Genomic DNA, 21,446 nt, shown 5'->3' with positions numbered 1-21,446 from the left:
TCGCATAATAAAAATAAAATGTTGTTCTTAATTTAAAAGGGTTTTTATGTCTTGGTATTCAATTTTACCACCCTTGATTGCTATCTTAATTGTGTTTTGGCGCAAAGAAGTGATCATGGCGTTATTGGTCGCGGTTGCGTCGTCTGAGTTTTTACTTGCTCTGAATGGTGAAGGTAATACCTTGTTTTTCACCTTTATCAATACCATTGAGCGAGTTATTGAAGTTGCCAGCTCCCCTGGTAATAGCCGTATCCTTATCTTTAGTATTCTAATTGGTGCTTTACTTGCTTACATTCGTGAATCTGGCGGTGTGGCTGCTACAGTTAATTTACTGATGAACAAAGGGGTTGCCAAAAGTAAGCGCCAAGTGGGTTACTTAACCATGTTCTCAGGTATTGCGGTATTCATTGAATCGAACTTAAGTGTATTAACCTCGGGGATTTTATCGCGTGGTTTATTCGATAAATTCAAAATGAGCCGAGCACGCCTTGCTTATATTATCGACAGTACCAGCGCTCCTGTGTGTATCTTAATCTTGCTAAATGGCTGGGGCGCTTACGTGCTGGGCCTACTTGGCAATTACGAAATGGAAGAGTCGGCGGTATCCGTTTTGTGGGGCAGTATTGGCTATAACTTTTACGCCATTATTACTTTGCTCATCGTGTTTTACACTATTACTTTTGACAAGGTACATGGCCCATTAAAGCAAGCTGAAGAAAATATTGAACAACAAGAAACCGAACTGACTGAAGAAGTTAAAGGCTCAAAAGCGCGTTATATGCTTGTTCCGCTTATTACTTTAATTGGTAGTATGGTTGGCTTTATGTTCTGGACTGGCGATGGTGATATTGCCAGTGGCAGTGGTTCTAAATCAGTGCTGTATGCAACTATTTTAGCGTGTGTTGTAGCTTACTTCTTAATGATCAGCTCTCGTGACTTTACTCACCATAAGCTGGTGGATATCGGCTTTAAAGGTATGGGAGAGCTGTTACCACTGGTTGCTATTGTATTGTTATCGCTGACCTTAGGCGCCAGCTTAAAAGACTTAGGTACAGGTGTGTTTGTAGCAGGCCTTGTGGGTGATTTCTTACCTATATATTTGGTTGTGCCAGTACTGTTTTTAACCGGTGCGGTGATTTCATTTACCACAGGTACCTCGTGGGGCACTTTCGCAATTCTTATTCCGATTGGTGTACCGCTCATTCAAGCTTTAGGGTTACCACCTTCATTGGTCATTGCGGCTATTTTAGGTGGTGGTGTGTTTGGCGATCACTGCTCGCCAATCTCAGATACCAGCGCGGTGTCGGCCATTGCATCTGGGTGTGATTTATTAACTCACGTAAAAACCCAAATGCCATACGCCTTATTCGGCGGCGCATTAACTTTCATCGCTTACCTAGTGACGAGTATTATTGTTTTATAAGTAATAGCTTTGAGCTTTAAGTCTTAAGTTATAAGTAAAAAACCACAGAGGGAGTCTGTGGTTTTTTATTGCTTGAATTTCGATAACTCGCATATTCAAATCTGATAGCCGTCAGCCGTCAGCCGTCAGCCGTCAGCCGTCAGTTTGAAAGCTGATGGCTCGTTGAACCATCGTGCGAAATAAATTTCACGCCTACGAGGGGTAAACCCGCTGTTACCTAAAAGCTTGCGACTTTACTCTTGTAACTCGCTACCTTGTATTAAATCTGATAGCTGACGGCTGAAAACTGAAAGCTATATTTTCGGTACAACCTTATAAACACCCACACCATCAACACCAAGATATAAATCACCATTAGGATGGGTGGCAAGGCTGCGCACACGACCTACACCTTCAAATACCTTGCTGTGGCCTATTACTTTGTCACCATCAAGTTTCACCAAAACAAGATGACCAAACTTCATCGAGCCTACGGCAATTTGACCTTGCCACTGTGGGTATTTATCACTGGTGATAAACTCCATGCCTGATGGGGCAATTGAAGGCACCCAATACCAATCAGGTTGTTCCATTCCATCGCGACTGGTTTCGTCGGTAATTTTTGTACCAATGTAGTTGATCCCATAAGTGATCTCAGGCCAACCATAGTTTGCACCTGCTTTAACTATATTGATTTCATCGCCGCCACGAGGGCCATGTTCATGACTCCATATAACCCCCGTTTCAGGGTGCATTGCCATACCTTGAGGGTTACGGTGTCCATATGAATAAATGCTTTTGTGAGTTGTTTTATGGTTATAAAACGGGTTTGATTTAGGGATAGAACCATCGCTATTGATACGGTGAATTTTGCCTGCATCATAGTCAAGGCTTTGTGGGTGAACGCCTCTTTTGCCACGGTCGCCAATAGAGAAGTACAAGTAACCTTCTTTGTCGAACTCAATACGCGAACCATAGTGTTTTGTTGTTTTAATATTTGGCTCGCCATTAAACAATAATTGCTGATCGACGAGCGTCATATCCTTAAAGCGGGCGCGCATAATCGAGGTATTGTAACCCTCACCATCGCCTTCATAGCCCGAGTACGAAAAGTAAATCCAGCCATTTTCGGTAAAGTTCGGATCAAGCTCTATGTCTAATAAGCCCCCTTGACCTTCATCATGTACTTTAGGTGTGCCTTTAACTGCTTGCTCAACGAGTTTGCCATCACGAATCAATCTAAGCTCGCCACGTCGATCAGTAACGAGTAAGTCACGCTCGTTAAGCCAAGCCATACCCCAAGGAATTTGAATTCCTTCGCTTACTAATTCTAGTTTGTAGTTATTAGCGCTGGCATCCAGAGGAATCTTTTGCTCCGGCTGAGCACACGCTTGCAAACTCGACAAGCTAATTGAGGCAATGATTAAACTGTTAAACAAAGACCTTTTCATGGTAACTCCATAATATTTAAACACGATGTTACTAGCCTAGCTGGTTCAGCATTAAAGTGTTATTAACATTAGAGCAATGTGCGATTATTGGTAGGAAAAGCGAGGTAAAGAGCGGAGTATTGCCGTCAGCCGTCAGCCGTCAGCCGTCAGCCGTCAGCCGTCAGCCGTCAGCCGTCAGCCTGAAAGTTGATGGCTCTCAGTCTAGCTTTGCTTGTGGATACCTGCTAGCTTAGCAAGTTCTTATTCTTAAAAGGATTTAACAAGTCGTATGAAGTCAGAAAAGTTTTTTAAATGGGTGTGGAATGTTAACGGCCTAATTTTACTTTTAGGCTTAATCATTGGAGCAGCAGCAATAGGGTATAACTTTGTTGCTTACTTACTAAAGTCCGATAACTATGTACAGCAACAAACACTAAACTTAGCTGAAGATGAAAAGCAGCAAGAAAAGTGGAAACTGGGTTACCCCCGTAAGGTCGAGGGGAGTGATTTTTACTTTATCCCGTTGGAATCAGAAAAACTGGATATTGAGGTGAAAGCTGACGTAACAGTTTACAATAATTTTAGCGGTGGTTATAAATACAGACCTACGCGCTCAAAGAACATCTTGTTTCTTAATGACAAAACCAATCACGCCAAGTGGCTATTTAAAACAACGGATCAGTTGATCATAGAGTTTGGTGCTTTAAGCCATTACAAAGAGTTTGATACTCGTCCTTACAAGGAGCAAAAAGTCTATGCTCCTAAGGCAGTTTCGTATGAAGTTATCAAAAACGATACCAACAACGACAAACTGCTCGATGGCAAAGATAAGCGCACCTTCGCGCTAAGCAAGATTGATGGCTCAAACTACAGCGAAGTTATTTCAGGTTACAACCGCATTGTAGAGTCTAACCTCAATGCTGAAGGCAATTTATTCGTTGTATTTATTAACAACGATGAAGTTTACTCAATGCTGATAGACCTAGGTAAATTTGAAGTGATTAGTAAAAGCATGCTACCGAAGGTAGGGGAGTGAGATTGATATTAGGTATCAGATGTCAGAAGAATGATCTGACATCTGAAAACTAACTACGCGGGGTAAACCCGCTGCTACTTAAAAACTTGCGACTTTACTCTTGTAGCCCGCTAACTTGTTTTAAATCTGAGAGCTGACGGCTGAAAGCTGATGGCTCGTTGAACCATCGCGCGAAATAAATTTCACGCCTACGGTACTCCTTTACTCTTTCCCCTTGTAACTCGCTAACTTGTTTTAAATCTGATAGCTGACAGCTGTTTTCAAGCTTTACAATTTTTCGCCTCATGAGTCAGCTGTTTGAGTGCGATGATTTGGCCTTGTTTGTTTTGGTCTAGAGCGAGTAGGTCACCCTGGTGAATATGAGTATCTAGGGTGCCGTGTTTTTGTAGCTCTTCAAGGAGTGATTGTTTAATTTGTACTATGACATTTTGCTCGCAGTCGGCGATATACCAGTCATTATCAACACTGACGAGACGGCCAGTGAAGCTGGTGCGGGCTTGGTGATTGGCTAATGCTTGTTGGTAGTTCGCATCTAGGTTTTGTTTTTGTTGTTTAAGGTTGCTCACATAGCTGCCTTTGGCGTCGAGTTCGTGTACCTCAAGCCATTGATAATCTGATAAATCTACCGCATAAACATCGGTTAACTCACGGTTGTTGTATTGCAGCATGACAAAACCAAGAATGGCTAAAGCAGCAAAAACTCCGGTCATTTGTAGGCCTAAAAAGCGCTGTGGTGTTGGTGTGGCTGACTGTGGCTTTGACATTTTTGAAAGCTCGTCGCTGCTTAAGCTGTGCTGTGCTTTACGCTTTTGAAAATGTGCTTTTAAATCAGCATCGAGTTGCTCGTCGTTACGCTTCATGATGGCCTCCTAGTTGTTGTTTCAGGTTTTGACGGGCATATCGCAGCCGAGTTTTAATGGTCTCTGGGTTACTTTGTGTGATAGCAACAATATCTTCGAGGCTAAAGCCTTCTTGTTGTAAGGTCAGCGCTTCACGTTGTACAAAGCTAAGTGCCATTAGTGCTTTATCAAAGGCTTCGTAGTCGTAGTGATAACTTGTATCCTGAGATTCAGTAAATAGTTGGTTGTCTTCTAACTCAACGAACTTTTGTTGCTTACGAAATTCATCAATTAATAAATTACGTGCTAACCGGAAAAGCCACGCTTTTGGGTTGTTCTTATCATTGTAAAAGTCGCGTTTATCAATGACTTTTAACCAGGTTTGCTGGCATATATCAAGGGCCAGATCTTTATCACTCTGAGTGACTAGGTAGTGATAAAGATCGTTCCCGTATTGAGCAACGAGTTGGTTAAGGTAACGGTTGTCGCCCGTTTTGGCATACTGCGCCAAACAATCTGTGTTTGGCTTGTCAAATAACCATGTCTTGATGCTCATTAGCATAGGCAGTTATCCATCTATTTTAAAATCAAGTTGAACACTTTGGTTTGCTTGTAATTGTGCCACACCTTCAACAACTTTAGGGCGATATTTCCAACGTTTAATAGCGCGAATTGCTTCACGGTCAAATACTCGCTTAGGCTCAGCATCAATAATAACAGGGTTAATCACTTCGCCAGTCGGTGAAATGCTAAAGCTAATTTGTACCCAGCCCTCAATGCCATCACGAGCTGCTACTGGTGGGTACTTAGGGTTTATGCGCACAATTGGCGTTGCATCTCCCGTTGGTTGATTAATGCTTTTGCTTAGCGTGTCGCCAATGTTATCGAATGTCATCGTTGGTGTTAAATCTGCTACCACAACTGTATCAGGGTTATCAATCGCTGGGCGTGGTGGCGTTTTTGGTGGCATTTTTGCAGTTGGTGGTGGCGGCAGTGTTTGCTTTACTTGTACTTTTGAGTCTTTGGGTACTTCATAAATTTCAACCGTGATATCTGGGCCTGTTTTTACATCGGCTCTTTGCTCAGCAGAAATTAAGTACTGCATAAATGCAAATGCTGCAAAGGTCATGACACCGCCGCCAATAATTGCTGCGGTTGTCTTTAAAGCCGCCTTGCTGTTATTCAAGCTTGCTGAGTTTAGTGGTAAAGTATGCATAGCCGTTCCTCTTTGGATAATTGCTTTCATAGCTAAAACGGCTGGCAAATAAAAAAGGGGTGAAATTTTTTTCACTTTTTATTTCTTCACCAATTTTAGTGTGACTTTTTAGGTTGTTATGAAACTTATTCAAATAGACAAAGCACGTTACCGTAAACATTTAAACCAAGTGATTATTGCCTGTGTAATTGCTTTAGCCATTGGCAGTTTAGCCATTTCACAAACGCTAATTGCGTTATTCCCTGACTCAAGCGGTAGTCATTTTCATTGGAACCTATTAGGTGTTGTTGTGTGTAGTTTGCTGGTGGGCTTTGTGCTTAATAAATACCGCAATCATGATTACATGACTGAAATAGTGTATGTGTGGGAGCTTAAAAAAGCCCTTAATAAAATCACCCGTAAAATGCCAAAGTTAAAAGCAGCAGGGCGTGAAGGCAATGCAGATGCTTTATTAGCAATTCAATACAGCTATGCTGGTTCGCGTTTGTTATGGCAGCTTGATGACAACACCATTACCATGGATGAGCTGGCAATTAAGCAGGCAGAGCTTGATAATGTTGCAGATAAATACAACCTTACTCTTGATGCAGAACGTTATGATGAGTCAATCTTAAAGCAATTTTAAGGACGAATAATGAAAAAGGTTTTGATTGTTTGCTTAGGCAACATTTGCCGTTCACCTACTGCTGAAGCGGTACTTAGAAGTCGTGCTAAGGCGCTGGGTGTCAATGTCAAAGTTGATTCTGCTGGCACCATTGGTTACCACCAAGGTAATCCTCCAGATTCACGCTCAAAAGCAGCAGCTGAAAAGCGCGGTTATAGTTTTAAAGGGATTTATTCGCGACCAGTGGCTCAAGCTGATTTTCATGAGTTTGACTTAATTCTCGCAGCCGACAAGCAAAATCTTGCTGATTTACATGCCATTTGCCCAGAGCACTTAGAATATAAGTTGTCGCTGTTTTTAAGTCATGGTGATGCAGGAGAGAGCGAAATCCCCGATCCCTATTATGGTGGCGATCAAGGCTTTGAAAAGGTACTCGATTTAATTGAGGATGCAGCCGATAACCTGCTTAAAAAGCTATGATACCAATCCGCAATAATACTTAATCATTTTGAGGGATTAAACCTGTCGCTATCTACGTTAAAAATTTCTGATTTAGAACAACTAAATAACGAAATTTTTGCCTTGCTATCAACGAGGTTTTCTTGCCTCAAAATAGATTACTTAATAAAGCGAATTGGTATAAAAAAGGGTCGCATTGCGACCCTGTTATTTAGTTGTTGATTTTAAAGTCTAATTGCACCCGAGAAGTCGCAGCAATCGCTTGACCGTTTTCAAACTTAGGGGCATAACGCCATTGTTTTACTGCTTTAACCGCTTCTCTTTCAAATGCAGAGCCACCCTCAGAACCTACCACAGTTATGTTGTCTACAAAGCCAGACGGGGTTACTTCAAACTCCATTACGACACTGCCATCTTCCATACGTTGAACTTTTGATTTTGGATATTTAGGATGCACGCGGTATAACGGTTCTTGTTCTTGGCTCTCTTTCCATGGCACCATTTTCGCTATCGCTAAGCAATGTTTAGTTGCTTCGTCGCTTTTACCTGTTTTTTCGTATAAGTGAACTAGCTTTGAATGGGCGTTTAATTCGGTTTGATGATCAAAGTCTAACTCTTGATCAAATACACTAACTACGTGATTTAAACGTTCAATGGCGGTGCTGTATTTACGTTGATTTTCTGCAAATGCGGCAACTAAAAAGTCTGCACTGATCCGATCAACTGCGTTATTTGGTAAGTTTTCTTGGTAGTACTTATCGGCTTCTTCAAGATATTCCTTTGCTGTGTAATAGCGCTCGCCACTACCTTTGTAAGCGAGGATACGAGCGGCGGTCATTTTTGCATCTGCAACAAGCTTGGCTGAGTTTTGTTTTTCAGCAATAGCAATGACATCATCAAGATATGTATCAGCACGCTTTGCTGAGGGAGTTGATTCTGCCATGCCGATTAATGAGTCATACACTTGTACACTTAGCTTGCCATGGTTTTGTTCTAGTATTTCGTAGGCTGTACGATATAACTCAAAGCGTTGTTCTTGTTTGTATTCAGCAAGGCTGTTTGCATAGTTAATAGCAAGATTAGCGGTGTTGTCGGCGCTTTCTCCATAAATTTCTTTGCCAAGCTCAAACGCTTTTTTGGCAAGCTCACTACTGTCTTGCTTATTTTCTACAGCGGCGACATAAGCGCGGTAGGTCTCGTTAAATTCTTGGGTGGTCGTTTCATTGGCAATGCCTTGCTGGCTAAACAGTAGTGTAATGCATAAGGCAAGTGAGCTTTTTTTCATAATAGTCCTTATTATTTTGCCCAGAGAAGGGGGGATTAATACTTGTTGATGATAATTATTATCATCATTAGGTGCAAGGTAGCAAATTACACTCGATGTGTCACTGTTAAGGTTTAAGGTACGAAGTATGATTCGTTGAACTGATGATTGGCAGGCTTAGTCGCAGGGCGCTACAAATTAGCACGAAGGCTTTTTTCATAATATTCCCTATTATTGTTGTTTTTATTAATGGTTTGAAAAAAGGCTTAGCGGTTTATTGAGATTAAACTAATCTATTTTTTCGAATATCTGCAAAGGTTTATTAAGTAATTTTTTTAATTCAATAGCCTAGCTGTAGAGGGTAGAGCTTTTAAGGTACTTTATTAGCGCCACTAAAGCGAGGCGCAAAGCTCGTATCTTGGGGTGGTTTGAGTGTATAATACTTGAATTGCTGGTAACTGCCTCAATATTAGTTATCACTCGTCGTATGTTGCATCCTTACAACCTTCAAGCTGTTGTAATCACATTTGCAGTATCGCATTTATTTTTTAATTTGGATTTGTCGTGGCGCAAGTAAGAGCAAGAGTCCAGCTGAATGTTGGCAAAAACAGTGATATCCCTGCAGAAATCGTATCTTTCAGTGGCTTAAAAGATGGCCAAGAGCATGTTGCTTTAGTTTTTAATCAAGCCGACACAGAGCAAGACGTACCATTAATTCGTATGCATTCAGAATGTTTAACGGGAGATGTATTTCACTCGTCTCGTTGTGATTGTGGTGAGCAATTAAATGAGTGTATCGAAATGATGCACCAGCAAGGTGGCATTTTATTATATTTACGCCAAGAAGGCCGTGGCATTGGTTTATACAATAAAATTGATGCGTATGTATTGCAGTCACAAGGCATGAATACTTACGAAGCGAATAACCACTTGGGTTTTGCTGACGATTTGCGTGACTTTTCAGACGCAGTGTTAATGTTAGAAGCGCTTAACTTAAATCACGTTAAGTTAATGACAAACAACCCAAATAAGCTTAAAGCACTGCGTGATGCAGGCATTGAGGTTGAGTCGGTGGTTGGCACTCATGCACACATCAAAGCGGGTGTGGTAGGTAACCGAGCTTACCTCGAAACGAAAATCAAACATGGCTCGCACATGCTTGATATTAAAAAAATTAAAAAGCCTGAGTAATTTTCACTATAGGTGACTATAAACAAGTAGCGCACCCAGTTATACTCGGTGCGTTTTGTTGTTATTGAATGAGAAACTATGTCGATCGAAGTACGTATTTTTAAAGCAGGTGCAGGCGTTAAATGGTTTAAAGCTGGATGGGAAATCTTTAAGCTGCAACCGTTTACCTTTATTTTAATGCACCTGCTAATCGTGATAATTAGCTTTTTGGCATTGCTGCTACCTTTACTGCAAGTTGTTGGTGCATTTGTAACCCCGTTTTTGATGGCTGGTTTTTATCAAGCTGTATTAACAAAACAACAAGGCGGGACTATCAGCCAAGCTGATATCTTTAAGCCGTTTAGTAATAAAGGAAACCGTATAGGTTTAGTGCGCGTTGCAGTGTATCAGATGGCAGCAGGTATTTTATTAGCCTTACTTTCTAATTTCATTTTTGCTGATGCCTACGCAGTTATTTCGAGCCAGACTTTTGATCCGCAGAACCAAACACACATTACAGATTTATTGGCAACCATTTCAATGGGGCAAGTTGCGGTATTTCTATTGGCTATCTGTGTGTATCTAACAGCTTTTGCTTATGCAGTGCCATTGGTTTACTTTCAAAAACAAAGCAATATGTTTCAGGTTTTAAAAACCTCATTCATGGTGTTTTACCATAATATGGCGCCACTGAGTGTTTATGGTCTAATTTGCGCCGTTTTAATGGTAATCTGTATTCCTTTATCATTTATTCCTCTATTGGTTTTAATGCCAATTTGTTACATTAGTTTCTTTGTGTCTTTTCAGGCTATTTTTATGCCGGTTGTGCCAAAAGGTGATGACCAAACAAAAGCACCTGAAGCACAGTCACAATCAGGACGCTTTGACGCGTAATGGATGATAAAGAACAAAAGTTAAAGAATTATGTACTTTGGTTACTGTCTCGACAAGATTATTCGCGTCGAGATTTAACACGAAAGTTACTGCAAAAAGAGGCGTCGCCGGAGTTCACAGAACGCTTGTTAGACTGGTGTGAGTCACACAACTTTATCAACGAACAGCGCTACTGTGAAGGGTTTGTACGCCGCCATTTAGCTAAGTATCATGGTGCAAAACGCATTCAGAGCGAAGCAATGGCAAAAGGGATAGACCGAGCATTATTAGATAAGACGCTCGAGGAGTTCGAAGTCGATTGGTTCGAACTCGCGCAGGACGCATATTTAAAGAAGTTTTCAAATTCAGGTAAAGAACTCGACCATAAAGAAAGAGCGAAACGTGTACGCTACTTGATGTATCGAGGCTTTAATTACGAACAAATTGATTTTGCAATGCAAGCACAGCAATAAACGGGTGAGATTTTCACATGCAGCATATGACTACCGCACAGATCAGGCAACAGTTCTTAGACTTTTTTGCCTCTAAACAACACCAAATTGTTCCTTCAAGCTCGCTGATCCCGGGTAACGATGCCACGTTATTATTTAATAACGCCGGTATGGTGCAATTTAAAGATGTATTTTTAGGTGCCGAAAGCCGCCCTTACTCACGTGCGACCAGCTCACAACGTTGTGTGCGTGCAGGTGGTAAACATAACGACCTAGAAAACGTAGGTTACACTGCACGTCACCATACATTCTTTGAAATGTTAGGTAACTTCAGCTTTGGTGATTACTTCAAGCAAGACGCAATCAAGTTTGCGTGGGAGTTTCTAACTGATGTTGTAAAACTACCGCAAGAAAAGCTACTAGTAACCATTTATCACGATGATGAAGAAGCCTTCAACATTTGGCATAAAGAAGTGGGTCTAAGTGAAGATCGCATTATTCGCATTGCAACTAGCGATAACTTCTGGTCAATGGGTGATACGGGTCCTTGTGGTCCATGTTCTGAAATCTTTTACGATCACGGTGAAGAAATTTGGGGTGGTCCTCCTGGCTCTCCAGAAGAAGACGGTGACCGTTTCATCGAGATCTGGAACCTAGTATTTATGCAGTATAACCGCCATGCCGACGGCACAATGGAACCTCTTCCTAAGCAGTCTGTTGATACAGGTATGGGTCTTGAGCGTATCTCTGCAATTTTACAAGGCGTTCACTCAAACTATGAAATCGATTTATTCCAAGCACTTATTGCCGCTGCAGCTAAAGTAACAAACGCGCAAGACTTAGATGATAAATCACTACGCGTTGTTGCTGACCACATTCGTTCATGTGCGTTCTTAGTATCTGATGGCGTTATGCCATCAAACGAAGGCCGTGGCTATGTGTTACGTCGTATTATTCGTCGTGCAGTTCGTCACGGTAATAAGCTAGGCGCGAAAGGTGCGTTCTTCTACAAGCTAGTTGCTGCTCTAATCGAACAAATGGGCCAAGCGTACCCAGAGCTTGCTAAGCAACAAGAAATTATCGAGAAAGTACTACGTATTGAAGAAGAGCAGTTTGGTAAAACACTTGAGCGTGGTCTTGCTATTTTAGAAGAAAGCCTAACTGACATCAAAGGTGATGTGATCCCTGGCGACTTAGTGTTCAAGCTTTATGACACTTACGGTTTCCCTGCTGACTTAACAGCAGATGTGGCGCGTGAGCGTTTCATGACGATTGATGAGCACGGCTTCCAAGAATGTATGGCCGTACAGCGTAAGCAAGCACAGCAAGCTGGTAAGTTTGGTGCTGATTACAACCAACAACTTAAGTCAGAAAAACACACTGACTTTAAAGGCTACGATGCAGAGCATTACACTGGCACTGTGGTTGAGCTTTTCTCTGAAGGTCAATCAGTTTCTGTACTTGAAGATGGTCAAGAAGGTATCGCAATCTTAGACCGTACACCTTTTTATGCTGAATCTGGTGGCCAGGTTGGTGATACGGGTGTGTTAAAAGTCGCTGGTGGTGAGTTCGTAGTCACTAACACTACTAAGCTTGGTAACGCATTTGCGCACCACGGTCGTGTTCAAGGACGCATTGGTACAAATGATAAAGCAGAGGCAACAATTGATGCAGCACGTCGCGATAGCATCAAGAAAAACCACACTGCAACACACATATTGCACGAGACGTTACGTCAAATTTTAGGTGAGCACGTAAATCAAAAAGGTTCACTTGTTGACCCTGAGCGTTTACGTTTTGACTTCTCTCACTTTGAAGCGGTAACAAAAGACGAATTACGTCAAATCGAGCGCGCAGTGAATGATGAGATCCGTCGTAACTTTGCTCTTGAAACTGAGCTAATGGCTATTGAAGATGCCAAAGCAAAAGGTGCAATGGCATTATTCGGTGAAAAATACGACGACGAAGTTCGCGTAGTAACCATTGGTGATTACTCAATTGAACTATGTGGTGGTACACACGTTAAGCGTGCTGGTGATATCGGCTTATTCAAAATTGTGTCAGAAAGTGGTATCGCTGCAGGTATTCGCCGTATCGAAGCAGTAACAGGTGCAGAAGCTGTTGCCTATGTTAATGAGCAAGAGCAACAGCTAAATGATGTTGCAGCGCTAGTAAAAGGTGATAGCAGCAGTGTACTTGAAAAAGTGACAGCATTACTTGAGAAGTCAAAAGGTCTTGAGAAGCAAATTGCCCAGCTTAACGACAAGCTAGCAAGTGCGGCAGGGGCATCGTTACTTGACTCTGTAGTTGAAGTGAATGGTATCAAACTTCTGGTCGCTGATGTTGCTGGTACTGAATCTAAAGCACTACGTGGCATGGTTGATGACCTGAAAACTAAGATTGGTTCAGGTGTAATTGCTCTTGGTGTAGCCAATGGCGATAAAGTAAGCCTGATCGCGGGTGTAACTAAAGACCTAACAAGTAAAGTGAAAGCTGGTGAGCTTGTAAATCACATGGCTGCACAAGTAGGTGGTAAGGGCGGTGGTCGTCCTGATATGGCACAAGCAGGTGGTACTCAGCCAGAGAACCTTACTGCAGCCTTAGAAAGTGTAACTGGCTGGTTAACTGAGCGTTCTTAATCACTAGTGGCACTTATCGTCCAAAAATTCGGTGGCACCTCAGTTGGCTCAATAGAGCGAATTGAGGCCGTCGCCGACCTTGTTGTAAAAACTAAGCAACAAGGCCACCAAGTTGTGGTAGTGCTTTCGGCTATGTCGGGAGAAACTAACCGTCTTATTGAACTCGCTAAACAAATCGATTCTCGACCTAGCGCTCGTGAGCTTGATGTATTGCTGACCACAGGTGAGCAAGTCTCAGTCTCTTTATTGGCAATGGCTATCATTAAACGTGGTCATTCAGCGGTAAGCTTACTTGCCGATCAGGTTAATATTCGCACCGACAATATGTTTGGTAAAGCGCGTATTGAAGAGGTTGCTGCGACTCGTCTAAAGCATGAGCTTGAGCATAACCGTATTGCCATAATTGCAGGCTTTCAGGGGCGCGATATTGAAGGTAATATCACCACGCTCGGTCGCGGTGGTACAGATACTTCTGCGGTTGAGATTGCAGGTGCTGTCAATGCGGATGAATGTCAAATTTACACCGATGTTGATGGGGTATACACCACTGATCCGCGTATTGAACCAAATGCGCGACGTATGAGCCATGTTACCTTCGAAGAGATGCTTGAAATGGCCAGTCTTGGGGCTAAGGTTCTGCATATTCGCAGTGTCGAAGCCGCAGGAAAATACAATATACCGCTCAGAGTGTTATCGAGTTTTAACCCGGATCAAGGAACCTTGATCAGTTTTGAGGAACCGGATGTGCAAGCAAACATTGTGTCGGGTATCGCCTTTAATCGTGACGAAAGTTTGATTTACGTCAATGGCGTGCACCAAGGGACGGAAAACCTTGCAAAAATATTGAAACTTTTCGCAGAATTCGGCATCGAAATAGATATGATTAATCAAGTTAATCATAACTTTGAAAAAATAGACTATGCTTTTACTGTGCACACGAATGATTTTGAGCAAGCACTCGAAATTCTGACCAAAAACCAAGATGGTATCAGCGCAGAATCTATTAAAGGGGTCAGCAATGTTGCCAAAGTGTCTGCAGTAGGTGTAGGGATGAAATCTCACTCTGGTGTGGCAAGCTTATTTTTTAATGCGCTTGGCGAAGAAAACATCAAAGTGATGCTTGTGTCGACATCAGAAATAAAGATATCAGTTTTAATTGATGAAAAATATTTAGAACTGGCTGTACGTGCACTACACAAAGTTTTTTTAACTGAAAATGAATAAGATCTAGAGTTTTTACTTACTTTTAAGTCTAGATTTCATTAGAATGTTTTTGACGCGGAATCTTTTAATTTTTTGGAACATGGGAGCAAGAGAATGCTAATACTAACTCGTAGAGTAGGTGAAACCCTTATGATCGGTGACGAAGTAACAGTTACTGTTCTTGGTGTTAAAGGAAATCAAGTTCGCATTGGTGTAAATGCACCTAAAGATGTATCAGTACATCGTGAAGAAATCTACATGCGAATCCAAGCAGAGAAATCTAACCCAAATCCGGGCAATGTTTAATCAGCGATAGATATTTTTAAGAGCCACTCATTGAGTGGCTCTTTTATTTAGTTCAGCTGTTATTTCATCATTTAGCGCTTGTTTAGAAATATATTGCATACCGCGCTGCGCCTTTAAAATATAACCTCGTTCAGTTTCAATAATCTCACTAATTTGTTGCCAGCTTAATTGGTAGCTTTTATATGGGTTTTCGGCCTTCACTCCTTCATCATCAAAGATGATGGTCACTTCGCTACCTGATGCTCGGCTCATCATTTGTCTTGCGACCCACCATGGGCGCTTGTAATAAAACGATAAACACTCAACGACAGCAAGCATAATCATAAAGCTGCCCAGATAATGGTTCTCTAATTGATAAAAAGCTAATAAGCCTAAGGTTATTAACAATGCCAACAGCGGGTATTTAGGCTTGGCTTGTGATGAATAAGGTAAAGACTCATCAAAGCATTCGTAATAATACGGTTTATCTAGTGTGTAATTTGTACTTAATGTCATTCTCAGACTCACTTATTCGACTGGCAGCAGTTTAACATTGATAGAAAAAAACTGCCGCAGTTGGTTTTCATTTAGTTGTCATTATGAGAGCTTAAGGTATCTGTATTTTTAGGGGTAAGTTGTATGTTTGTTAGTTCAATGTCATTAGCGCTTGCAATGACTTCAAATACTTTTTTAGTTATGGGCGATATGCCATACACCCCGATTGATGAAATTAATCTCGCAAATGACGGAAAAATTACTAAGGCAATCGCTGCAACACCCCATGGCTTTTTAATGCACCTTGGCGACATGAAATCAGGAGCGCTTGCTTGCACGAATAAGCTTTTGCAAACTAATAAGGCGTTATTAACATCGCTGACTACGCAGCCTTTTATTTACACCCCAGGTGATAATGAGTGGACAGATTGCGACCGCGTCACATTAACTCCTCAATTCGATGAGCTCGAACGGCTAAGTTTTGTTAAAGGCTTAATGTTCGACGATGCTTATAGACAAAAAGCAAAACAGTTACAGGGTTATGTAACACAAGCTGAAATGCTAGAGAATGCTCGTTGGCAATTCGATGGCATTGAGTTTCGCACCTTACATATACCAGGTACTTTTAATGGTCGCTCGCAAATTTTAAAAAGTGACAAAAGCGCAGCACTTGATGCAGCCGACAAACGTGATAAGTACAATTTAATTTGGTTAAAACAAGCACTCATTCAGCAAGATGCTAAGGCGTATGTGTTTGGCTTTCAGGCTGATATTTACCACCCGACCAGTAAACCAGTTTGTAGTGAATCACAGCGCTCAAACTGTGATGCTTTTAAAGTATACCGTGATGCCATCAGTGACTTCGCAAAGCACACCAATAAGCCTGTGTTAGTGATGCATGGTGATACAGGTCCATACTGTAAACAACAGTTAGCAAGTAACTTAACACGCTTGAATGTACCTGGTGATTTTGCTGTGAGTGATGTAGCAAAAGTGAGCTTTGTTGATGGGAAGTGGCATATAGCGAGTGTAACGACAAACGAGCCCCTCACAACGGGTTGTAAGTGAAACCCAACAAGTTAGCGAGTTTCTAGGGGAAAGAGTAAAGTTACGAGCTTAAGGTAGCTGCGGGTTTACCCCGCGTAGGCGTGAAATTTATTTCGCGCGATTCTCTCAATTTATGCGGCTGTAAGTCGGGCTTTAGCCCGTCACGTATGTGTGATAAAACACGTGTCGCCATAAATAACGACCTACGTGGCGTAGGGTAGAGCGGAGCGAAACCTAACAAATTAGCGAGTTTCTGGGGGAAAGAGTAAAGTTAGCAAGCTCCTTGACACAAGCAGCAGGCAGCCTAGACTTGCTAACTTGCTAACTTGCTAACTTGCTAACTTGCTAACTTGCTAACTTGCTAACTTGCTAACTTGCTAACTTGCTAACTTGCTAACTTGCTAACTTGCTAACTTGCTAACTTGCTAACTTGCTAACTTGCTAACTTGCTAACTTGCTAACTTGCTAACTTGCTAACTTGCTAACTTGCTAACTTGCATACACAAAAAAAGCGACACTTGGCCGCTTTCTTCATAAAGTGTTGTGATTAGCAGTTAGTTTCTTCTGCGTTAACACCTTCTTTTACTTCTTCACATGCGTCTTCAACAGCATTTTGTGTATCAGTAATTGCTTCATCAATACGCTCACCTGCATCTTCTGCCGAGTTATCTTCACAACCCATGATGAATAGACCTGAAAATAGAGCGATAGTAGCGGCTTTCAAAGTTGAATTTTTCATAACGAAATTCCTTGTAAATAAAATAAATTAAGTGGTTATTTGCTTATAACTACTTAGGGGCGTTACCTCTAAGAGCTCCAGATACCAGTGAAATAACTAGTAGTACTAAAAATATAAAAAAGATAATTTTAGCGATGCCTGCAGCGGCTCCTGCGATACCACCAAAACCTAACACTGCTGCGATTAACGCGATAACTAAAAAAGTAATGGTCCAGCGTAACATAATGGTCTCCTTGGCTATTTAAATTTTCTAAAGTTCGATGTAACTGAAGCGAGTTCTGTGCCAGATGTTTTACTTGTTTTATTTCAATGGTTTACCTTTATTTGTGATGCTGGTAGATGTTCATCACTTGGTAACATTTACGAGTAAGCATGTAAGTTATTCATAGTGATATTTTTTCATATTGAGTTGCATGAGGAAAACATCAGATTGCCACAGTATTGGTAAGACCAATTTAACTTTTTATTGGTTGGTAAAGTCTAACACCTTGTTGTGTGTGGTTTTTAGACGCTTTCTGGTTTTTAGTTAATAGCTGAACATATAACTTATGGCTATATCGACTATTTATATCATCTATATCGAGGCTTTGAATGATGGAAATGTAGGGTGTTAATTATATGTGCGGCATGTTATTTTAAAATTAATTGGTTTTACCAATTTACAATGGTGCTATACAAATGATTTTGGTTTGTTATTATTGGTGCATAATTATTTAACAAAAATAACTTTTTATTTTAAGTAAGCGAGGGGAGTCGTATGGATATAGGTGGATTACTCACCACTGCGGCCAGTTTGATGGTAACAGGCATGGTAGGCGTGTTTGTTTTTCTGACTATTCTGATTACAGCAGTCACTTTAATGTCAAAACTAGTGGGTCGATTTGATGATCCAGCAAGTGCAGAACCTACGCGAACAGCAAAAATTCAACCTCAACAGGGTGTGCCTCAGGCACATATTGCAGCAATAAGCGCTGCAATCGCTCAATTTCGAAATAAACAAAAATAACGGGGCAGCTCGAACATGGCTAAATTAAAATTAACCGAATTAGTATTGCGTGACGCACACCAGTCTCTTTTGGCAACGCGTATGCGCTTAGACGACATGCTACCCATAGCCGAAAAACTCGACAATGCGGGTTATTGGTCAATTGAATCATGGGGGGGTGCAACGTTTGACTCGTGTATCCGTTATTTAGGTGAAGATCCTTGGCAACGTATTCGCGAACTAAAGGCTGCAATGCCAAACACTAAGCAGCAAATGTTACTTCGTGGACAAAACCTTTTAGGCTACCGTCATTATGCTGATGATGTGGTCGAAAAGTTTGTCGAGCGAGCACACAAAAATGGTGTTGATGTATTTCGTATTTTCGATGCGATGAACGATGTACGAAACCTTGAAACTGCTATTAAAGCAGCTGTTAAAGTGGGAGCTCACGCTCAAGGTACAATTTCATACACAGTAAGTCCTGTACATACACTTGATATGTGGCTGAAACTCGCAAAACAGCTTGAAGAGCTTGGCTGTCATTCGATTTGTATTAAAGATATGGCAGGTTTATTAAAGCCATATGATTGTGAGCAGTTGATCAAAGGCCTAAAAGAAACCGTGTCTATTCCTATTGCGATGCAATGCCATGCTACTACTGGCTTAAGCACTGCAACTTATCAAAAAGCAATCGATGCAGGTATTGATATGCTTGATACGGCGATTTCGTCAATGAGTATGACTTATGGTCATAGCGCGACGGAGACAATAGTTTCAATTGTCGAAGGCACAGAGCGAGATACTGGCCTTGATTTAAACCAATTAGAAGAAATTGCAGCTTACTTCCGTGATGTACGTAAGAAATATGCTGCTTTTGAAGGTAGCTTAAAAGGCGTTGATGGTCGCATCTTATTAGCTCAGGTACCTGGCGGCATGTTAACTAACATGGAAAACCAGCTTAAAGAACAAGGCGCGGCTGATAAGCTTGATCAAGTATTACTTGAGATCCCACGTGTTCGTGAAGACTTAGGTTTTATTCCTTTGGTTACGCCAACCTCGCAAATTGTAGGTACCCAAGCGGTACTTAACGTATTAACTGGCGAGCGTTACAAAACCATTACTAAAGAAACTGCGGGCGTGCTCAAAGGTGAATATGGTGCCACTCCTGCACCTATGAATAAAGAGCTGCAAGAACGAGTGCTAGAAGGCGCAGAGGCAATTACTTGTCGTCCTGCAGATAAATTAGAGCCTGAGCTTGAGAAACTTGAAGCTGAGTTATTAAGTGAAGCCAAAGAGCAAGGTTTAGAACTTGCTGATGACGTGATTGATGATGTACTTACATATGCATTATTCCCACAAATAGGCCTTAAATTTATTAAAAACCGCAACAACCCAGATGCGTTTGAAGCAATTCCAACAGGTGAAGTTGCCAAGTCTGAAAGCAAACCTGCTTCTTCAAGCCCTGTAAAAGCGGAGCAATACAGCGTTAAAGTTGATGGTAAAGTTTACGATGTCGTCGTAGCACAAGGTGGTGAGCTTAAAGAAGTAACTTTAAAAGACAGTGAATTAATTCCTCAGTCTGCTTCAGCGTCAGCAGGCGAAACACTCAATGCGCCGTTGGCTGGTAATATTTTCAAAGTGAAAGTGAAACCAGGCCAAACAGTAAATGAAGGTGATGTGGTTATTATCATGGAAGCGATGAAAATGGAAACAGAAGTTCGCGCCGTACACTCAGGTACAATTGCAGAAGTATTAGTAGCTGAGGGTGACTCTGTTGCCACTGGCGATGCGCTAATCGCGCTAGCATAGGAGAGGCAGAGGATGGATGGTGTTTTAAACCTCTGGCATGCCACGGGTATTGCTAATTTTACCTTTGCGGCATTGATCATGATTGCGGTTGGTTGCTTGTTACTTTATTTAGCAATTGCACGTAACTTTGAGCCACTGTTGTTATTACCTATTGGCTTTGGGGCTATTTTAACGAATATCCCTGTGGCCGGGTTATCTGAGCCGGGTGGGTTACTTTATTATGTGTACCACATCGGGATTGATTCTGGGGTGTTCCCACTTTTGATCTTCATGGGGGTTGGTGCGCTTACAGACTTTAGTGCCTTGATAGCAAACCCTCGTATGTTGTTGTTAGGTGCGGCTGCACAGTTTGGTATTTTTGCTACTCTATTTGGTGCAATACTACTTAACTTTATTCCTGGCTTTGAATTTACACTACAAGATGCATCTGCGATTGCCATAATTGGTGGTGCAGATGGTCCAACAGCTATTTTCTTAGCATCTAAGTTAGCGCCTGATTTACTTGGTGCAATCGCAGTTGCGGCTTATTCATACATGGCATTGGTGCCAATTATTCAGCCGCCAATTATGCGTGCACTAACAACACAAGAAGAGCGTGAAATTCAAATGCCGCAACTTCGTACTGTATCGAAGAAAGAGAAAATTGTTTTCCCGTTAATGGTGTTGAGTTTAACCATCTTGTTTTTACCAGCTGCAACACCTCTGGTAGGTATGTTTTGCTTGGGTAACTTGATGCGTGAATCGGGCGTGGTTGATCGTTTAAGTAATAGTGCACAAAACGAAATCATCAACATTACCACCATTTTCTTAGGCTTAGCGGTGGGCTCAAAGCTTGCGGCAGATAAGTTCTTAACCGTAGAAACAATAGGTATTTTGGTGTTAGGTGCTTTGGCCTTTGCGATAGGTACAGCTTCAGGTGTGTTTATGGCAAAAGGGCTTAATAAGATCTCTAAATCGCCAATCAACCCATTAGTGGGCGCAGCAGGTGTATCAGCGGTACCAATGGCAGCACGTGTGGTTAATAAGGTTGGTCTTGAGAGCAACCCGCATAACTTCTTGTTAATGCATGCCATGGGGCCAAACGTAGCAGGGGTATTAGGAAGTGCCGTTGCAGCAGGTATTCTGTTAGCTATTGTTGGCTAAGTCGATTTACTTCCAACCGACTGGCGCAGTAATTTTACTGCGCTTTTTTTTGTCTATAGACTAGGTAGTTAAATGATTCTTGTGTAAGGAAGCCATCATGAATATTTTTATTATCTTACTCTGCCTTTTTGTTGCCTTGGTTATTCTAATACCGCTACTTGAAAAGTATCAGTCTAAAATGGGGCTTGATGGCGCAACTAAATATGCAAAGTATATTTGGCCACTAGTGATGATTTCGCTAATTATTCAGCTTATCTATGTATTATTAAGATAATAATTGTATCGGTAATGAGCGTGTTTAATTTAAGGTATGAATAGAGTCGGCAATAAGTTTAGTTTGATAACGCCATAACCGT

At 41.5% G+C, this 21,446-nt stretch carries 23 protein-coding genes; 15 read left to right on the top strand and 8 right to left on the bottom strand.

Annotated features, from left to right (window positions below):
- Positions 1–46: 46 nt before the first annotated feature.
- Complete coding sequence (locus QUE86_RS03690) at positions 47–1,423, top strand: Na+/H+ antiporter NhaC family protein (protein WP_130050807.1); 1,377 nt, start codon at positions 47–49, stop codon at positions 1,421–1,423.
- A 293-nt stretch (positions 1,424–1,716) separates the two neighbouring features.
- On the opposite strand, the gene QUE86_RS03685 is transcribed toward QUE86_RS03690, so the two are convergent.
- Entirely contained in the window at positions 1,717–2,853 is a 1,137-nt protein-coding gene (locus QUE86_RS03685; protein WP_286259278.1) for a PQQ-dependent sugar dehydrogenase, read from the bottom strand.
- A 268-nt stretch (positions 2,854–3,121) separates the two neighbouring features.
- On the opposite strand from QUE86_RS03685, the gene QUE86_RS03680 reads away from it, so the two are divergent.
- Complete coding sequence (locus QUE86_RS03680; protein WP_286259277.1) at positions 3,122–3,868, top strand: hypothetical protein; 747 nt, start codon at positions 3,122–3,124, stop codon at positions 3,866–3,868.
- A 260-nt stretch (positions 3,869–4,128) separates the two neighbouring features.
- Here the strand turns inward: QUE86_RS03680 and QUE86_RS03675 are convergent, their stop codons facing one another.
- From QUE86_RS03675 to QUE86_RS03665, 3 genes are read right to left on the bottom strand one after another with little or no spacing between them, the layout of a single operon-like run.
- Positions 4,129–4,728, bottom strand: a complete 600-nt coding sequence (locus QUE86_RS03675; RefSeq protein WP_286259276.1) for a hypothetical protein — start codon at positions 4,726–4,728, stop codon at positions 4,129–4,131.
- Positions 4,718–5,269, bottom strand: coding sequence for an RNA polymerase sigma factor (locus tag QUE86_RS03670; protein ID WP_286259275.1), 552 nt, complete (start codon positions 5,267–5,269; stop codon positions 4,718–4,720). The genes QUE86_RS03675 and QUE86_RS03670 overlap by 11 nt, the downstream gene beginning before the upstream one ends.
- 6 nt (positions 5,270–5,275) lie before the next feature.
- A complete protein-coding gene (locus QUE86_RS03665) occupies positions 5,276–5,923 on the bottom strand; it encodes an energy transducer TonB (RefSeq protein WP_250661144.1) in 648 nt (215 codons plus the stop codon).
- A gap of 118 nt (positions 5,924–6,041) precedes the next feature.
- Here QUE86_RS03665 and QUE86_RS03660 point away from each other — a divergent pair, with 118 nt between their 5' ends.
- Entirely contained in the window at positions 6,042–6,548 is a 507-nt protein-coding gene (locus QUE86_RS03660) for a DUF3087 domain-containing protein (protein ID WP_130050814.1), read from the top strand.
- A gap of 9 nt (positions 6,549–6,557) precedes the next feature.
- Positions 6,558–7,007, top strand: coding sequence for a low molecular weight protein-tyrosine-phosphatase (locus QUE86_RS03655; protein WP_286259274.1), 450 nt, complete (start codon positions 6,558–6,560; stop codon positions 7,005–7,007).
- A 190-nt stretch (positions 7,008–7,197) separates the two neighbouring features.
- Here the strand turns inward: QUE86_RS03655 and QUE86_RS03650 are convergent, their stop codons facing one another.
- Positions 7,198–8,271, bottom strand: a complete 1,074-nt coding sequence (locus tag QUE86_RS03650; RefSeq protein WP_250661142.1) for an energy transducer TonB — start codon at positions 8,269–8,271, stop codon at positions 7,198–7,200.
- Between the two features lie 543 nt (positions 8,272–8,814).
- Here QUE86_RS03650 and QUE86_RS03645 point away from each other — a divergent pair.
- The 6 genes from QUE86_RS03645 (at position 8,815) to csrA (ending at position 14,893) form a co-directional block, all read left to right on the top strand.
- Positions 8,815–9,441 (top strand): GTP cyclohydrolase II, encoded by a 627-nt coding sequence (locus tag QUE86_RS03645; RefSeq protein ID WP_130050817.1) that lies wholly within the window; start codon positions 8,815–8,817, stop codon positions 9,439–9,441.
- A gap of 78 nt (positions 9,442–9,519) precedes the next feature.
- Positions 9,520–10,314 (top strand): BPSS1780 family membrane protein, encoded by a 795-nt coding sequence (locus QUE86_RS03640; RefSeq protein ID WP_130050818.1) that lies wholly within the window; start codon positions 9,520–9,522, stop codon positions 10,312–10,314.
- Positions 10,314–10,766 carry a regulatory protein RecX gene (locus QUE86_RS03635; RefSeq protein WP_130050819.1) on the top strand — a complete coding sequence of 151 codons (453 nt, stop codon included), beginning with the start codon at positions 10,314–10,316 and terminating at the stop codon, positions 10,764–10,766. Before QUE86_RS03640 ends, QUE86_RS03635 begins: the two co-directional genes overlap by 1 nt.
- Positions 10,767–10,783: 17 nt before the next feature.
- Positions 10,784–13,384 (top strand): alanine--tRNA ligase, encoded by a 2,601-nt coding sequence (gene alaS, locus QUE86_RS03630; protein ID WP_286259269.1) that lies wholly within the window; start codon positions 10,784–10,786, stop codon positions 13,382–13,384.
- Between the two features lie 6 nt (positions 13,385–13,390).
- Positions 13,391–14,608, top strand: a complete 1,218-nt coding sequence (locus QUE86_RS03625; protein ID WP_130050821.1) for an aspartate kinase — start codon at positions 13,391–13,393, stop codon at positions 14,606–14,608.
- A gap of 93 nt (positions 14,609–14,701) precedes the next feature.
- Complete coding sequence (csrA, locus tag QUE86_RS03620; RefSeq protein WP_036970495.1) at positions 14,702–14,893, top strand: carbon storage regulator CsrA; 192 nt, start codon at positions 14,702–14,704, stop codon at positions 14,891–14,893.
- Between the two features lie 27 nt (positions 14,894–14,920).
- On the opposite strand, the gene QUE86_RS03615 is transcribed toward csrA, so the two are convergent.
- Positions 14,921–15,388 carry a YcxB family protein gene (locus QUE86_RS03615; RefSeq protein ID WP_286259264.1) on the bottom strand — a complete coding sequence of 156 codons (468 nt, stop codon included), beginning with the start codon at positions 15,386–15,388 and terminating at the stop codon, positions 14,921–14,923.
- A 123-nt stretch (positions 15,389–15,511) separates the two neighbouring features.
- Between QUE86_RS03615 and QUE86_RS03610 the strand changes: the two genes are divergently transcribed.
- The gene (locus tag QUE86_RS03610; protein ID WP_286259262.1) at positions 15,512–16,435 is read left to right on the top strand and encodes a hypothetical protein; all 924 of its coding nucleotides are present in this window, start codon (positions 15,512–15,514) and stop codon (positions 16,433–16,435) included.
- Positions 16,436–16,961: 526 nt separating this feature from the next.
- On the opposite strand, the gene QUE86_RS03605 is transcribed toward QUE86_RS03610, so the two are convergent.
- Together QUE86_RS03605 and QUE86_RS03600 are read right to left on the bottom strand one after the other, a co-directional pair.
- Positions 16,962–17,153: a hypothetical protein gene (locus QUE86_RS03605; protein ID WP_054551284.1), complete on the bottom strand. Its 192-nt coding sequence runs from the start codon at positions 17,151–17,153 to the stop codon at positions 16,962–16,964.
- Between the two features lie 49 nt (positions 17,154–17,202).
- A complete protein-coding gene (locus QUE86_RS03600; protein WP_130050825.1) occupies positions 17,203–17,376 on the bottom strand; it encodes a DUF1328 domain-containing protein in 174 nt (57 codons plus the stop codon).
- Positions 17,377–17,910: 534 nt separating this feature from the next.
- Here QUE86_RS03600 and QUE86_RS03595 point away from each other — a divergent pair.
- The 4 genes from QUE86_RS03595 to QUE86_RS03580 all read left to right on the top strand — a co-directional run bounded on the left by QUE86_RS03595 (position 17,911) and on the right by QUE86_RS03580 (position 21,364).
- Positions 17,911–18,159, top strand: coding sequence for an OadG family protein (locus QUE86_RS03595; protein WP_130050826.1), 249 nt, complete (start codon positions 17,911–17,913; stop codon positions 18,157–18,159).
- A gap of 15 nt (positions 18,160–18,174) precedes the next feature.
- Entirely contained in the window at positions 18,175–19,947 is a 1,773-nt protein-coding gene (gene oadA / locus QUE86_RS03590) for a sodium-extruding oxaloacetate decarboxylase subunit alpha (protein WP_130050827.1), read from the top strand.
- 12 nt (positions 19,948–19,959) lie between these two features.
- The gene (locus QUE86_RS03585; RefSeq protein WP_130050828.1) at positions 19,960–21,090 is read left to right on the top strand and encodes a sodium ion-translocating decarboxylase subunit beta; all 1,131 of its coding nucleotides are present in this window, start codon (positions 19,960–19,962) and stop codon (positions 21,088–21,090) included.
- 97 nt (positions 21,091–21,187) lie between these two features.
- On the top strand, positions 21,188–21,364 hold the full coding sequence (locus QUE86_RS03580; protein ID WP_165385086.1) for a hypothetical protein: 177 nt from the start codon (positions 21,188–21,190) through the stop codon (positions 21,362–21,364).
- Positions 21,365–21,446 lie beyond the last annotated feature (82 nt).

This window comes from Pseudoalteromonas apostichopi (assembly GCF_030297135.1).
Classification (GTDB): Bacteria; Pseudomonadota; Gammaproteobacteria; order Enterobacterales; family Alteromonadaceae; genus Pseudoalteromonas; species Pseudoalteromonas apostichopi.
The sequence above is the reverse complement of the archived record's forward strand: the minus strand, read 5'-3'. Positions and strand labels throughout refer to the sequence as shown.